Origin of the sequence: Companilactobacillus miaonis (assembly GCF_036913615.1) — a bacterium.
Classification (GTDB): domain Bacteria; phylum Bacillota; class Bacilli; order Lactobacillales; family Lactobacillaceae; genus Companilactobacillus.
Genome location: NZ_JAYKTX010000001.1, coordinates 126,198 through 141,484 on the forward strand (window position 1 = coordinate 126,198; position 15,287 = coordinate 141,484).

Below are 15,287 nucleotides of genomic sequence, written 5' to 3' on the forward strand. Positions count from 1 at the left end.
TCTTCATTTCTCTTGTAAATCAACAGCCTCATTAATCTTCAAGAAGTAAAGATATTTACCCACTACGGGTTTATTTTTAATCGCTGAAATCGCCTTGGCATACAAGTTGACTTGGCCAGAATATTTTTCGATCAATTCTGCCAAATTGTTATCACTAACGCGATCTGTCTTGTAGTCAAAAATAACGATTCCTCGATTCGTTTCAATCACTCCATCAATAATACCATGAACTAATATTTTATCGTTAATAGAATAATCTTTGGAAGTGTTTTTAAATAATTCTTTAGCCGACATCAAAATTGAAACTGGATATTCTCGACTGACAGTTTGAGAATTTTCAATAATCAACTTACCTAAATCGCTTTGGTAAAAGTTGACTAAACTCTGACAATCAATCTTTTCAGCTAATTCTCCACTCAGTAATTTTTCATTAACTAATTGATTCAACAATTCAGTAAAATCAGTTAATTCTGGTGTTTTTTCAAGTCCAATTTTTTGTAGAACCAAATGTGTTGCACTACCAACATCGGCAGCGGTCACTTTCTTAGTCTGAGTCAAAAATTTTGGTTTAGCAAATGAACCTAAATTAAAGCGCGACTTATCTTCCAATAAATCATCTGACATTTCCGATTCGTCAGGGTCAGCAAACAAGCCTTTGATTTCAGAAACAGATTGATAAGCGGTCGTATCAACAGCTCCTTGATATTGGTATTTAAAGTCCAAGATGTCTTTGACGGTCTTTTTAAATAGATCTGATGGATCCTTTGGAACGGTCTTAGGAATAATTATCTTGTTCTGATTTTGGTCTTGAGTTTGCGGATGAATTAAGTTCAATTTCAAGAAACAAGCTTGATTCCCAAATTCATCTTCATCGATTGCACTTCTCTGCTGGCCACTTAAAGTACTCATACCAACTAAATCTTGGAAACTTAAGGCTTTGATACGAATCGATTCATTGATAACACCTACATCAGGTGTGACGTTGTCCCACATCTTAAATGTGTCTGCAATTTCTTTTGTAAAACCAAACATGATCAGTTTCTGTTTAGCACGAGTTAAGGCAACGTACAATAAACGCATTTCTTCAGAAATAGTTGCCAATTTTCTTTGACTACTGATGACGTTTCGCTGAATCGTCTTGTACTCCAACCGAGTTTGATTATTTGCCAGCGTGATTCCAATTCCGTTGTTAACATCAAACAAAGTTGAACCTTGAAAATCTTGTTTGTTGAATTGTTTTGCCATATCCAAATAAATAACGATTGGAAATTCCAATCCCTTTGAGGCATGAACGGTCATAACTTTAACAGTATCATCGACCGCTTCTATACTGCTAGGTTGAGACAGATCCTTGTTCAAATCTTGCATTCGTTGGATGAAATTGATGAATTGGTGCAAACCTTTATAGTTAGTTTCTTCGTAAGCATCGGCTCGTTGATAAAGGGCGTGTAAATTAGCCGCTCTTTGTTTTCCACCTGGCATTCCGGAGACGTATTCCAATAATCCGGTTTCTTGATAAATTTTCCAGATTAAACGCGAGATACTATTTTTATTAGCGAATTCACGGTAATTTTCTAATTGAATCAGGAATGATTGCAATTTATTTTTAATTTCAGGCTTAGCATTTTCAGCAGTCAAATACTCTTTTAGTGCCGTGAAATAATATTCTTGTTTATCGACTAATCTAATTTCTGCTAATTCTTCTTCATTCAAACTTACAATTGGCGAACGCAAAACAGCTACTAACGGTATATCTTGGAATGGATTGTCGATTATTTGTAACATCGACATCATGATTTGCAATTCAGTGGTTTGAAAATAATTTTGAGCATCGGTCACCATGACAGGGATATCAGCCTTAGCAAAATAAGAGATCACATCGGTATTATTTTCTTTAGTTCTCGACAAAATAGCAATGTCGGAATATTTCAAAGAGCGCATTTCCTTTTTCTTACCGTCATAAATTTGAAAATCGCTCTTCATCAATTTCTGAATTCTTTTGGCGGCATTTTCAATCAACAACTGTCGTTTTTCAATTTCTTCATCATCGTTATTAACAATCAAATTAAATTCGTTTTCAGTATCGACTGATTCTGGGAAATCTGTTCCTGGATCTAACTGTGATTTTTTATCATAAACAATGTCTCCAATTTTTTTATCAAAATTACGTTTAAAAATTTGATTAACAAACAAATCAACTGATTTTGAAGAACGGAAATTTTTAGATAATTGGATCAATTCATTGGGATTATCTTCCTTTTGAAAATCATCATATTTCTTGGCAAAAATATACGGTGCTGCTTGTCTAAATCCATAAATCGACTGTTTAATGTCACCAACCATGAATAGATGATTGTTGTCATATGATAATAGCTGAATAATTTTTTCCTGCATTGCATTGACGTCTTGATATTCATCAATCATTAGTTCATGGAATTTAGTTTGATAATAACTTAAGGCTACCAAGTGATCATCAACTGGTGTTTGTAAAATCTTAACTGCCATATGTTCCAAATCATTGAAATCTAAAGCATGCCCGTTAATTTTCAACTGAGCATATTCTTTAATGAAACCACGTTCAACTTCAACTAATTTAGTGATGATCTTTTGAGCATCTAGAAGTGAATTTTCCAAATCAGTTTCTGACAACACGTAAAAATCATCAATCAAATTATCAAGTTGCTTTTTGACATTAGTTTTGATTGTTTTAGCTTCTTCAACAAATGATAGATCTTCGCCTTCAGTTTCGTCTTTTTTCAAACGTTTAGCAGCCATTAACTTCAGACCCATCAGTTCAGTTCGAAAATCTGAATAGCTTTTACCTAATAAATCATTTTCTAAATTTTCAACTGCTTCGCGCGCAGCTATAAATGAGGCATCCAATGATTTCCAAGCTAATTCATCGCTTCCAGTAACATCAAGTCCTTGCCCTATCAAATCTAAAATTTGTTCCAAGCGGTTTTTGATTTGTGGGACAGCTTCATGTCGATAAAAATTTGAATTTGAAAAACTATCATCAAATTGGTAAGTCGTCACTAAATTATCGAGCCACTTTTCAGTTTGGTCGTTAGTAATAGCAAAGTCGTAAAGTTTAAAAACTACATCCTTTAAAGCATCGTCACTTCGATCATCAGTAAAATTATCCGTTAAAGCTAAAAAGTCAGTATCTTTTTTATCATAATATTTGGTCCGTAAATTATCGTAAGCTTGCTCTTTCATGAGTGATTGTTCAGTCACATCGCTTAACAAACGAAAATTAGGATCCAAATCGATCACGTAATAAAACTTTTTAATAATACTCAAACAAAAAGCATGCAGAGTACTAATATTAGCGACTGGAATCTTAAAAATTTGTTTTTGCAGATGGCGTGACACTTCTTGATCAGTTTCATTAACAGCTGCTTTGATACGTTTTAACAAACGCTCTTTCATTTCTAAAGCTGCGGCATCGGTAAAGGTTGCTACCAAAAGATTATCGATATTCTCACCATTTTTTAGCATTTCCAAAATTCGTTCAACTAAAATCGTGGTTTTTCCAGAGCCAGCAGCCGCTGAAACCAGGATATCATGTCCGTGATGAGTAATTGCTTTTTTTTGATCCGCTGTCCACTCAGGCATCTTCTTCACCATCCTCTAAAATTGCTTGGATCTCTTTAATGACATCTTCCTTATGATAATTGACAATGTCATGATATTCGTTTTCTGGTAACATGGCGTCAAATTCGAAGACTGGACGATAATCACTGTACTGTAAGCCAGTGTTTCGACCGTAGCGGTAAGGATTAAGACTTAATTTACCAGAATAAATTTTTTCACCAGCTTGTTTGATCAAGTGTTGATTGTAATTAAGTATTTTAAAGAGATCTTGTTCAGTAACTAAATTGCCATCACTCTTCTTAACTACCGGTGAAGTTTTAGCTACCGCCCCCTTTGAAGTTCTAGCCTCCAAATCAATATTAGCCAGCAAGTTTTCATCGTTGAGTAGTAAACCATTCAACTGAAATTTTTTGAAGACTTTATTTTGAATATCGGTATTTAAAATTTTAGCATCAAAATCTTTTTTATTGATCAAAGACTTATCGATTGGAATCAGTGGATTTTGAATATGTTCATAAAGTGCCCCACCAATTTTAGTGTTAGTTGATTCACTCAATAGGTTCAAATTGTTATAAACACTTTGAATGTAAGTTGGCATCTGCATAGTGATACCTTCTAAAAATTGGGCAAAATCAAAACTCTTGTTACCAGACTTGTAATCAATGATTGTCAGATAAGTTAAATTATCTAAAACCATCTCGTCGATTCGATCAATCTTTCCACGAACATTAATCTTATGACCACCGGAGATTTCATAAGACAATCCTGGCAAATCTTGTTTGTGATTGAGCCGGCCAAAAGTTACTTCTGATTTTTCTGGTTCAGAATTATTGCGTAAGAATTGCAGTTTCATATTCTTCACTAATTGAATTAAAGTAGTCTTCAACTTATCCGAAATATATTGCATTCTGCTCGAGGTTGTAAAGATACGATTTTCTGGCAGCAGTAACTGTGAATCGAATAAATCACTGACTAGATTCTCAATTTCACCGTCTTCTAGATTTCTCAATGAACGATTTGGTTCTTCGTGTAAGAATTTAACCAAGCTATCCAAAACAGCATGAAAAATTGAACCCGTTTGAGCAGGTGTAACTTCAAATAATCTTCTTGGACGCAAACGTAAACCATATTTCAAGAAATACTCATACTCATTCATGTAAAAAGTTTCAAGTTGAGAAATTGAAACATTGATATTTTTACCATACAAAGCCTCAACCGTTGCTGGTTCAAGTGGATAGGGGATGTTTTGATAATCCAGTGAACTCAATGCAAAACTAGTCGTTGGTTCTTCATTCAAAAGAACTGAACGAACGTATTTCCAAGCATCCGGCAAGTCAGTTTTATTATCTAGAGCGCAACGAGAAACCCGGATCAAGTAGTTTAAACTAGATGCTTTAGAACCTAAATATTTGATCACTTGATCTTCTCCCACGTCGCTGCTAACTGGATTCAAGAGAATATTTTGTTCATCCAAACGGAAATGATTCTTAATTCGAACAACATAACTGGAAAGGTCTTGTTGCTTATTGTCCTCTGTAAAATTAGGATAAGTAAAAATCAACCTTTGTAAACTGGTCGTAAAGGTTAAATCATGCAAAAACGGCTCAGAATTATTCATTACTTCATCTGGTTCATTTAAATATTTTCCATCTGTAAATTCACCATTCAAAAATTGTCTTTCATCATCAGTCACAATATCATTTGAAACTGTTGTTCCAGGCATATTATTAGTCGTCGATCCGAGAATGAAAGTGATTTTTCGATCAGTTGGTTGGATCATCCCAATTTCAGAGATGCTGACAGAGTCAAGATTTGAAGGAATTTGCGAATAAGTAGCATTTTCAAAAGCTGCATCTAAAATAGCAATAAAGTCTTTTGCATTGAATTCTCGCTCTCCAAAAACCGACACGTATTCATCTAAGATTTGGTTGAACAAGTTGACGATTTGCTCCGGTTGATTAGCCAAAGTCAAATTGTTATCTTCGGTTGCTTGTTTTTGCCAAACTAATAAATTATCAAAAACGTGATTTTGTTCTAAAAAGTTGTATAAGAAACTGACACTTTCTAGAGAAGTATGAGATTTTTTTAAAAATTTATCTAATTGTGAATAAATTTGACTGACGAAATTTTTAATTATATTCACTAATTCGTATTCGTGAATTCTAATTTTGTCGACGACAGGATCTAATTTCACCTCGGGTTCAAAATCATCTCCTAGCCAAGCACGTTTGGTCAGTCCATTCGTCAAAGCATAATTTTCAGCTAAATCGATTGCTTGACGAAAGCCTGGTAAATCATTTTCAAAAACTTCGGGAATTAGTAATTCAGTACGCAACAAGCTGATAATATCGTCAGTTTGCATCCCTTTATTAACGATTGCAAATAAAAGATCTATCAAACGCTTAAAGGGATGATTTGCCATCTTCTTTTGCAAATCAATGAAGTATGGAACTTGATTATTTTCCATAAAGGACTCAATAAATGAGCCATATTCAGACAAGTCACGTGCCAATATCAAGAAATCTTTATAACGATAATTTTGCGTAGCAACCAGCTGACGAATATACGTACTGATAGCAGAGACTTCAGTTTGTTTATCAGTACATTTCCAAATTTGAACTGAATTTTGACTGTCTAATCCACTCTTTTTAATGTTGCCGACACTTGATTCAATCCAATAATTCTCTAATTTTTGTAAATCAGAACTAACTCTACTTACGTTTGCAAAAACATTTCTAGTAATTATTTGCTTTTGCTTTGCAAACTCGTGTAATTGCTGATATGTTTTGCCTGGACGATAATAAAATTCCGACAAATCATCATCTTTTAGGACCGGTTTTTCCATCACCAAGGAAATATTCAGACTGCCACCATTGACTAACATCGACTTAACCAAATTAGCTTCTGTTGCAGTAAAAGAAGAAAATCCTTCGATGTAGAAATAATAATGTGAGGTCCCTATTTTAGTGTTGAGAAAATCAGCTAATGCATTTAATTGAAAGTCATTAGTTTGATAATCTTGAATCCGCTGCAAATAGGAATCATACATCAGATTTAATTCCTTGATCTTATCAGTAAAGATTCCTTCTTGATTATTATTTAAAGCCAGTTCGATATCATCTGGTTGAACCTGACCATTCATGAATTCATTGAATTGGGAAATCATTTGGTCGATGAAACCAGGTTTATCAATCATCCCAGCAAAAATTTTTAAATCAGATTTATTTTCTGCCACAATATCTTTCAATAACATGGCTGATTTAGTCTGACTCAAAGTTTCTAAATTATACTCACTAGTATCACGTAAAAAGTACCATGCTAAACGTGAAAAAGAGAAAGTTTGAACATTATGCGTTGCCGCTAAAGTTTGATCATCTTTCTCGAAGTGTCTGAGAATATTGACTTCTGATTCGAATTTTATATGATTCGGTACTAAAAAGAAAAATTGCCCTTCTGGATCTTTTTGATAATCCGTTGAAAACAGTTCCATCATCTTCTGATGGTGGTCAAATTGATTTTTACCTAGTACAAAATTTAATGTCATTATTCTTCACCCGCAAAAATTTTATCATAGTTGGTCGTTATAAAGTGGAAATTACAGCAATAGATGTATAAAATGAAGTTTTAGAGAAACTGAGGTGAGCATGTGCTTAAAGGAATAGGAAAAAGTCATGGGAAAACTATTATTATGGGAGAACATGCGGTGGTTTATGGCTACCCTGCATTTGCTATCCCCTTACTTACTACACCCGTGATCGTCAAAATGAAACAAACTAATCAAGAAAATTCTTTAATTTCCAAGTACTATGCTGGAAAAGTCGAACAAATTCCTGATTCGCTGTCAGGTGTTAAATTTTTGGTCAATCTGCTTGATACAAAATTAAACACAGATAAAGTAAATTACGTAATCAATATCGATAGCGGTTTACCGATCGAACGTGGAATGGGCTCATCAGCTGCCATCGCTTGTGCAATCACTCGAGCCTTTTTTGATTTCTTCCAAGATGATTTAACGCATGAAGTACTACTAGATTACGTCAATCAATCCGAAACCGTTACTCACGGTAAAGCTAGTGGATTAGATGCTCAAACAGTCAGTTCTGACGACCCAATCAAATTCAGTAAAACTGAAGCACCAAAACACTTTAATTTTAACTCGGATGGCTTCATTATCATAGCTGATTCGGGAGTAAAAGGACGTACTAAAGAAACCGTTGCCGATGTTCGTCAGATGTACGATAACGAACCGCAAAAAATTGGCGCTTATTTGAAACAATTAGGTGACTATGCCAGTCAAGCTAGTGATTATTTGGTCAAAGGGAATCTCAAAAAGCTGGGAATAGTTTTCACGCTTGCTAATGAAGCGTTAACTAAATTGAATCTGGCCATTCCTAAAACTGATCAATTGATCGAGGCAGCCAACCGCGCTGGCGCCCTTGGTAGTAAAATAACTGGTGGTGGCCGTGGCGGTTGTGTCATCAGTTTGGCACACAATTTACCTAATGCTCAGATGATTCAAAAAGCACTCATCAAAGCTGGAGCACAACAGACCTGGATCCAGCCCTTATCAATCTACGGAGAGGATGAAAACTTTGAGTAAAACGGCCCGTGCTTACACTAACATCGCTTTAATTAAATATTGGGGCAAAAAAAATCAAGCATTAAAACTCCCCTATACCAATAGTTTGTCCTTGACTCTCGATCGTTTTTACACTGATACCAAAGCGACGATCATTGACAACAACGAAGATATTATTTATTTGAATAACGTATTGTTAGATAAGACTCAAAATAAAAGAATCGTTAACTATTTGAATACAATTAGACAATTTTATTCATTTACTGACCATTTTCGAATCGACTCTGTTAATCACGTTCCAACTTCCGCTGGTTTTGCTTCATCTGCTTCTGGTTTTGCCGCACTAGCAGCTGCAGTCAATTCCACTAAAGATTTGAACCTTGATCGTCGTCATTTGTCGATTTTAGCTCGTAATGGCTCTGGTTCCGCAACTCGTTCAATTTATGGCGGCTTCGTTGAATGGCATGCTGGTTCTAGTAATGAAACTTCTTACGCAGAACCAATTGACGAACATCCGGACATCGATTTATCAATTCTTTCAGTTGTGATCAATTCACACCAAAAGAAAATTTCTTCAACCGTCGGAATGGAAAATAGTGTAAAAAGCTCCCCTTTTTATTCAAATTGGGTTACACTGGTGGCTTCAGAGATAAAAGAAATTAAGCAAGCAATTGCTAATAAAGATGTTGCCAAAATTGGTGAAATTTCCGAACACAATGCGATGAGCATGCATGCTTTAACGCTTTCAGCCAATCCCTCTTTCACGTATTTTGTTCCTGAAACTTTAAGAATTCTTCAAATAATTCAACAATTACGTCAAAAAGGCATCCTTGCGTATGCTACAATTGATGCCGGTCCAAATGTTAAAATTATATGTACGAAGAACTCGATCAAAACAGTTCAAAAATACATTGAAGAGACTATTTCTAATGTAACTTGCGTTGTTGCTAATATCGGTAGTGGCATCCAATACATCTGATTCAAATTTGAAAGGTATGATATTTTTGTCTACAGGAAAAGCACCTGGGAAACTATATTTAGCTGGAGAGTACGCTGTCGTTGAAACCGGCTTTCCTGCTGTTTTAACTTCCGTTAATAAATACGTGACAGTTACTATCAGCAGATCAACTAATGGCGGTACGATCCAGTCTAAAAACTTAAATAAGGAACTGATTCATTGGAACCGTCAAGGAACTGAACTAGTCTTCGACGACTCTGAAAGTCAATTACAATACATCTTGGCCGCAATCAAATTCACCGAAAAATATGCCCTTGAACGTGGCATCAAATTGGATTACTACGATCTACTTGTAACGAGTGAACTAGATTCTCAAGATGGTAAAAAATATGGTCTCGGCTCATCGGCAGCTGTGACTGTTGCGGTAGTAAAAACTCTTGGAGACTTTTACCACTTAAATCTTTCAGCGATGGATATTTATAAGATTTCTGCAATCTCACATTTATCCGTTCAAGGAAATGGTAGTCTCGGTGATATTGCCGCTAGTGCCTTCGGTGGTATTGTTGCTTACTACTCCCCTGATCGTAACTGGATTTTCAATATGATTCGTAATCATAGTATTTCTGAAATTTTAGCTCTTGATTGGCCTGAACTAAAGATTGAAAGCTTAAACTTACCTGACGATTTAGAACTTACCGTTGGTTGGACGGGATCCCCCGCTTCGACCTCCATTTTAGTGGATCGAATTGCTTTAACGAAAGCTCAAAAAGTCAAAAAATATCAACATTTCTTACAAGCTAGTCGTAAAAACGTTGAGAAACTGATCGATGGCTTTAGAAATAATGATTCCGCATTAATCAAGCAAATGTTCAGTAAATATCGTCAATTACTAGATGATCTAGCTGACTTTAGTGACGTTCATATCGAAACTGAATTATTGACCAAACTTTGTGACATTGCCGAAAACCTTGGTGGTTCCGCCAAAACATCAGGTGCCGGTGGTGGCGATTGTGGAATCGTCTTGAGTGATAAGAACTTAAATGTTGCTGAATTAAAAAAGGAATGGCAAAAAGTTGGAATCACTCCCCTTACATTAAAAATCGGAGAAATAATTGCCCATGCCTAAACAAGATGCCCAAATTCAACGTAAAGTTGAACATCTTTTCTTAGCTGAAAAATACTTCACTGACGAATCTGCTGCTGATTTTGACAGTGTTCGATTATTACATAATGCATTACCAGAATTGAGTTTTAATAATATTGACCTTTCGACTCAATTCATCAACCGAAAAATGTCTTTGCCAATCTACTTCAATGCCATTACTGGTGGTTCGAAGCAATCAACTAAGTTCAATACTGAATTGGCACAATTAGCTCAAAAGTTAGATATTCCCGTCTCCAGTGGTTCGATGGGTGTTTTTTTGCGTCTGCCCGAGACCAAAGCTTCTTTTACAGCGCTTCGAGAAAATGATCCTAAAGGTTTCGTAATCGCTAACGTTTCTGCTAAGGCAAATGCTTTGCAAGCTCAGCAAGCAGTCGATGCTTTGTCGGCCAATGCTTTACAGATCCATTTGAACGCTATTCAAGAACTAGCAATGCCAGAAGGTGATCAAGAATTCTTTTGGCTAGATAATATCAAACAAATTGTCGCTAAACTCAGCGTTCCAGTGGTTGTTAAAGAAGTCGGTTTCGGATTATCAAGAAACAATCTGGAAGACTTGTACAAAGTTGGCGTTAAGTATGTTGATATTTCTGGTTTTGGTGGAACTGATTTTGCGCAAATAGAGAGTTCTCGAAATCACGAACTGGATCTAACTTATTTAGATCAATTTTCGCTTTCTACAGTTGAATCACTACTAGAATCGATTCCCTATCAAGAGAAAATAACTATCTTTGCTTCTGGTGGAATTAGAACACCGATGGATGTCATCAAAGCTATCCGTCTAGGAGCCAGTGCAGTCGGTATGTCAGGTTTAGTGTTGCATCATCTACAAAAGTATTCACTCAGTGAAACAGAAATATTCTTTGAAAAATTTGTCAAACAATTGAAGCTGATCATGGCCGCAATTGGTGCCAAGTCAATTCAAGACATTAAAAAAGCTCCCATCGTATTCGATGAGAACTTAGTCAATTACGCCAAACAGCGTCATATTATTTTACCGTCTTAATCCTTTAGGATAGACGTTTTTTATTTGTTGATTACTGTAGCGACCCCAGCTGAAGAGTTTACCTTGGTACGATAAACCAATCCACTTGTTGTCAAAACTAGGTCGCTGCTCTAAAATAATCGATTCACCGTGCAAATATTTTTCAAATTGCTCGGCATTTAATTCAAAAATAGTTTTTAAATCATCAGGTTTGAGTGCTAATATCCACGCGATATCAGGCTCGAACCTATTTTTTTTGAATTCACCCAATTTCAAACCATTACGCAGAATGTGTAATCCTTTGAAACGATTATCCAGACTGGCTGCTTGGTACAAGAAATCACTTATCTTTAGCCAGTTAGTTTCAGCTAAACCATTTAAATTAGCTTTTGCAAACTTCTCAACGAATTTTACGTCATCTTTTTTGACACCATTGTTGATCATTCGCTCACGAACTTCACTAATTTCTCCATCTTTAACCAATTTACACATAAAATGACCTTCGCCATTAAATTTATCAGGGAACATCCTTAAAGCTTTGGCTAATTCTGGATTATCATTTCCCCATTCGGGACGACCATCTTCCATACCTTGATATTTCTTAACTGGTTCTAAGTGCATATCAGGATATTTTTTCAAAAACCAATCGACATTTTGTTCATTTTCTTCCGGTGAAAAAGTACAAGTTGAATATACCAATATACCACCAGGACTTAAAAGTTTATATGCCGAATCCAAAATATGCTGTTGGCGATTAGCACACTGTTCAACGTAATCTAAGGACCAATATTTGACGGATTCAGGATCTTTGCGAAACATCCCTTCACCAGAACAAGGCGCATCGACCAAAATCTTATCAAAAAAATCGCCGAAATTTTTTTCAAAGTCTTTAGGTGAATTATTCGTCACCACTGTATTACTGATACCCATTCTTTCGATGTTAGAAGACAATACTTTAGCTCGCTTAGTATTTATCTCGTTACTGACTAAAAGTCCCTGTGAAGCCATTTTTGAGGCAATATAAGTTGTTTTCGAACCAGGTGCAGCGCAAAGATCCAGAATCTTTTCATTTCCCTTAGGATCTAAAATTTCTGTAACATACATTGCACTGGGTTCTTGACTATAAACATAGCCAGAAAGATGGTCGATCGAATTACCATTGATCTCACCAAAATAACCGATTGGACTGTATTCGATCGGTTTAGCCAAGGAATAAGAAACATTTTGATAATTAGGTTTCAACGGATTCAACCGAAAAGCTTCTTGACTATCTTTTTGAATCGCCGCAAACAAGGCTTGACCACGGTCCCCCATTAATTTTTGATACTTTTTTTGAAAATCTGAGCTTAATTCAACCCTCATTTAATAATTCACTCCGTCTTTTTTACAAAAATAATCTGTGACATACCGACCAAAATCGTGATCAATACTGAAACTAAAATAAATAAATTGAACGTATTTTGACTAATGATTGCAATTTTCCAATTAACTGCAAAATATCCCAACACGAACGGTACCAACGTATAAATCAAATAACGCACCATTAATCCATTTCGATAATTATTCTTTAAATCACCAGTCAAGTGCGAACGTGATAAATCATACTTCAATGGTACTAAAATATAGAAATCAACGATTAAAATCAAAACAAACAAGAAGACAATTCCAACGAGATACATTTCACCATTGTTAGTCGTTTCAACATTCGTAAAATCATCTGTCTGTGGAACGTATTTATGCGTTGATTTTACTTTCATAATCTTTTTGATCTTAGCTAAAGTATCTTTATTACTTAAAGCATTCCCATCCAAAACGGTGGTAACTTCATTCAAATGAAACTTTGATCTAGGCTGATTCGGTGAAAGTGAAACTAAAGTTTGACTATTCAAAATATCGGCCCCATCAAATCCAACATTACCAATCACTGAAATATAACGGTCATCGAGTTTGATATAAGCTTGTCCTTGTGGCTTATACGCTTCTAGTTGAGAATTTTTACCTTGAATTGCAAAAGGAATTTGAGAAATGAAATCATCTTCTGAGAAATAGCGTCCACTAGTGATTGGTAATTTAGTAAATTTTTTATGACTGTAAATATAACCCAGATCACTATTACCCTTATCAAAGAAGATCAATTGATACGATGACAGTTTTTTCGTCTCACTTAATTGCGTGACGACTGTTTTCAAATTCTTCTTCGATTTAGTTTTCAAAACTAGGGCTTGATCGCTCATCCCTAGTCGATTCATCGTATTGTTGTACTTGATCGAGTCACTTTTTGAGATAGCAACTCCGGTCAACAGGACAATTAAAAAAATAACAATACTTGATATTACTTTTTTCATTAATTTCACCTAATTTATTTGTCTTACTGGTATCTTATTTTACACTAAACAACTAATTATTTAACCAAGTATAATTGATCATGAACTAAATCATAATGTGAATAGACGCGATTGATCTGCTTGATCCGCGAATCGGTTACTAATTTAGCCTCATTCCAAAATTCTTTGCTGTCAGTAGCACCGTCGACTTCACCGATCAATAAGAAATTAGCATCCATTTTTCGCATTTTTTGTAAAATTTGCAGATCGATCTCTTCTCTATCCGGACTCCAAGCAATGATTACGTTATCAACTTGAGAACCATACTTGGCTAACGCGGAAATGGCATCCAGAGATTCAACTTCAGTTACAAGTTGATTGCCAGTCTGATCGTGTTTAGACCAGCTCAAATTATCGGTACAGTAAGTTTTTACTCCCAAATCTCGTAAGCCTTTTGACAAATAGCCGTTACCTGCCATTAGTTCTAAAAAACTTTGATCAGGAAAATCGATTACTAATTGTTCCACAAAATCCTGTGTGATAGTAGCCCAGTAACCAAATTCTTGTTGCAAAAATGTCCGCAATTCGCCTAAATCATGATCGAATTTTTCCAAATTATTTGACATCTCTTCAAACTCTGGTGCTGACAAAAACATATTTTTTTGCATAATCGAAGTGATTTCCGATTCACTTAATTGCAATTTGGGAAAATGATACTTTGGCAATTGCTTATTTTCCAAGCTAGCAACTATCCGTTCAATCAATTTAACTTTAAGATTAAACATATTACCATTTGGTAAAACTGCTAAATCGCTTTTTAAAATTTCAATATAATCCATCTTTTCTCCTAACTATGCGTTAGATTATGTAATCAGTTTACTAGACTAGATTCAGAACATAAAGAAATTATCTTTTTCTAAAGTTTTTTCGCCAAAACTGTACATTTATTTCCAATAATTTAGAAAAAGTGTAATATCTTAAGTAGAACATATAAGAGGTGAAACATGGCAGAAAATAAAAGAAGACGTCGGCCTCAAAAAGAAGAAGAAACGGGTTGGAAGTTTTGGCTTCAGACTATTGCAATGACTGTTGCAATCTATGCGGTCTTCTTTTTAGGGTTTAAGTTTATTTTGGCCAACGATCAAGTATCTGGGCCATCAATGCAACCGACTTTTGAGAATGGAGATAAGGTTATTGCGGCGAGACATTCAAAGATTTCTCGTGGGGATGTCATCATTTTAAAGGCCCCCGATGAACCTGGTTCATTCTACATCAAGAGAGTTATTGGTCTACCAGGAGATACTGTCGTTTCAAAGAACAATAAATTGTATATCAATGGTAAACTATACAAAGAGGACTTCCTTAAAGCTGGTTCCAAGAAAAAAGAGCCTGACACTAGTCTATATGCGGGTAAACCTTACAGTTACACGTATGATTTCACTTTAAGCACATTGGCTAAGAATTCGCCTGAATATAAAGAAAGATACAGTGAATCTTATCTAAAGAAAGTTGAAAAGACTAATAAAGTTCCAGCTGGAACCTACTTTGTTTTAGGAGACCATCGTACAGTATCAAAAGATAGTCGAATCATTGGTTTTATTAATAAGAAGAGCATCGTTGGAGAGGTTAAGTGGCGTTATTGGCCATTGACTCGATGGACAGTCTTTTAGTTTTAAGTTTAG

Annotated in this window: 10 protein-coding genes; 5 read left to right on the top strand and 5 right to left on the bottom strand. The window is 35.4% G+C overall.

The genetic code is table 11. From position 1 onward, the window contains the following. Positions 1-3: 3 nt before the first annotated feature. The gene (gene addA / locus U8521_RS00575; RefSeq protein WP_334351524.1) at positions 4-3,618 is read right to left on the bottom strand and encodes a helicase-exonuclease AddAB subunit AddA; all 3,615 of its coding nucleotides are present in this window, start codon (positions 3,616-3,618) and stop codon (positions 4-6) included. After that, on the bottom strand, positions 3,611-7,141 hold the full coding sequence (locus U8521_RS00580) for a PD-(D/E)XK nuclease family protein (RefSeq protein ID WP_334351525.1): 3,531 nt from the start codon (positions 7,139-7,141) through the stop codon (positions 3,611-3,613). The genes addA and U8521_RS00580 overlap by 8 nt, the downstream gene beginning before the upstream one ends. A 102-nt stretch (positions 7,142-7,243) precedes the next feature. On the opposite strand from U8521_RS00580, the gene mvk reads away from it, so the two are divergent. Genes mvk through fni form a run of 4 tightly spaced genes read left to right on the top strand, consistent with a single transcriptional unit; the run spans position 7,244 to position 11,302 of the window. Further along, the gene (mvk, locus tag U8521_RS00585) at positions 7,244-8,197 is read left to right on the top strand and encodes a mevalonate kinase (RefSeq protein WP_334351526.1); all 954 of its coding nucleotides are present in this window, start codon (positions 7,244-7,246) and stop codon (positions 8,195-8,197) included. Then, on the top strand, positions 8,181-9,155 hold the full coding sequence (mvaD, locus tag U8521_RS00590; protein ID WP_334351527.1) for a diphosphomevalonate decarboxylase: 975 nt from the start codon (positions 8,181-8,183) through the stop codon (positions 9,153-9,155). Before mvk ends, mvaD begins: the two co-directional genes overlap by 17 nt. Before the next feature lie 25 nt (positions 9,156-9,180). Beyond that, a complete protein-coding gene (locus tag U8521_RS00595; protein ID WP_442885978.1) occupies positions 9,181-10,260 on the top strand; it encodes a phosphomevalonate kinase in 1,080 nt (359 codons plus the stop codon). Then, positions 10,253-11,302 carry a type 2 isopentenyl-diphosphate Delta-isomerase gene (gene fni / locus U8521_RS00600; RefSeq protein WP_334351528.1) on the top strand — a complete coding sequence of 350 codons (1,050 nt, stop codon included), beginning with the start codon at positions 10,253-10,255 and terminating at the stop codon, positions 11,300-11,302. Before U8521_RS00595 ends, fni begins: the two co-directional genes overlap by 8 nt. Here the strand turns inward: fni and U8521_RS00605 are convergent. Genes U8521_RS00605 through U8521_RS00615 form a run of 3 tightly spaced genes read right to left on the bottom strand, consistent with a single transcriptional unit; the run spans position 11,291 to position 14,444 of the window. After that, positions 11,291-12,643, bottom strand: coding sequence for an RsmF rRNA methyltransferase first C-terminal domain-containing protein (locus tag U8521_RS00605; protein ID WP_334351529.1), 1,353 nt, complete (start codon positions 12,641-12,643; stop codon positions 11,291-11,293). The two genes, fni and U8521_RS00605, sit on opposite strands and share 12 nt — an antisense overlap. An 8-nt stretch (positions 12,644-12,651) precedes the next feature. After that, positions 12,652-13,626 carry a hypothetical protein gene (locus tag U8521_RS00610; protein ID WP_334351530.1) on the bottom strand — a complete coding sequence of 325 codons (975 nt, stop codon included), beginning with the start codon at positions 13,624-13,626 and terminating at the stop codon, positions 12,652-12,654. Positions 13,627-13,682: 56 nt separating this feature from the next. Continuing rightward, positions 13,683-14,444 (bottom strand): hypothetical protein, encoded by a 762-nt coding sequence (locus U8521_RS00615; protein ID WP_334332769.1) that lies wholly within the window; start codon positions 14,442-14,444, stop codon positions 13,683-13,685. Between the two features lie 165 nt (positions 14,445-14,609). Here U8521_RS00615 and lepB point away from each other — a divergent pair, with 165 nt between their 5' ends. Further along, positions 14,610-15,275, top strand: coding sequence for a signal peptidase I (lepB, locus tag U8521_RS00620; RefSeq protein WP_334332770.1), 666 nt, complete (start codon positions 14,610-14,612; stop codon positions 15,273-15,275). Positions 15,276-15,287 lie beyond the last annotated feature (12 nt).

Coding starts and splice junctions, on each gene's coding strand:
- U8521_RS00605 (WP_334351529.1), bottom strand. CDS start 12,643: ATGAGGGTTGAATTAAGCTCAGATTTTCAAAAAAAGTATCAAAAATTA.
- mvaD (WP_334351527.1), top strand. CDS start 8,181: ATGAAAACTTTGAGTAAAACGGCCCGTGCTTACACTAACATCGCTTTA.
- U8521_RS00615 (WP_334332769.1), bottom strand. CDS start 14,444: ATGGATTATATTGAAATTTTAAAAAGCGATTTAGCAGTTTTACCAAAT.
- U8521_RS00580 (WP_334351525.1), bottom strand. CDS start 7,141: ATGACATTAAATTTTGTACTAGGTAAAAATCAATTTGACCACCATCAG.
- addA (WP_334351524.1), bottom strand. CDS start 3,618: ATGCCTGAGTGGACAGCGGATCAAAAAAAAGCAATTACTCATCACGGA.
- lepB (WP_334332770.1), top strand. CDS start 14,610: ATGGCAGAAAATAAAAGAAGACGTCGGCCTCAAAAAGAAGAAGAAACG.
- U8521_RS00610 (WP_334351530.1), bottom strand. CDS start 13,626: ATGAAAAAAGTAATATCAAGTATTGTTATTTTTTTAATTGTCCTGTTG.
- fni (WP_334351528.1), top strand. CDS start 10,253: ATGCCTAAACAAGATGCCCAAATTCAACGTAAAGTTGAACATCTTTTC.